This window comes from Dyadobacter sp. (assembly GCF_051859145.1).
Lineage (GTDB): Bacteria > Bacteroidota > Bacteroidia > Cytophagales > Spirosomataceae > Dyadobacter.
Map to the genome: position 1 here is coordinate 804 of NZ_JBHYGF010000559.1, position 274 is coordinate 1,077.

The 274-nt window shown below is 36.1% G+C and carries 1 protein-coding gene; it reads right to left on the reverse strand.

Translation table 11 applies throughout. The features are described from left to right. Positions 1-93: 93 nt before the first annotated feature. Positions 94-274, reverse strand: a 181-nt coding sequence (locus ACTIE6_RS24120) for a hypothetical protein (RefSeq protein ID WP_439559059.1), incomplete at its 5' end; no start/stop codon positions are given.

Consider the following 274-nt stretch of genomic DNA (forward strand, 5'->3'; position numbering starts at 1 on the left):
CATGATCGAGTAATGCGTGTCGTCGGTGCCTTCGGGAGCCTGGACTTGCTACTATTCAAAAAGAGCCTTCCTAAATTTTATTAGAAAAGATATTCAGCTAGAATAGCCTCTTTGGAGTTTTTGCATGATTGAGTCTGGTAGTAAATTTCCCCCTAAATTAAGTTTGATAATGTTTTGATTGCCTATTATAGATTGTGGAATTCTATCAAGTTTGTTGAAGCTAAGATCTAACTCGTATAAGTTAGATAAACTTCCTAAATCTTCTGGCAATTGG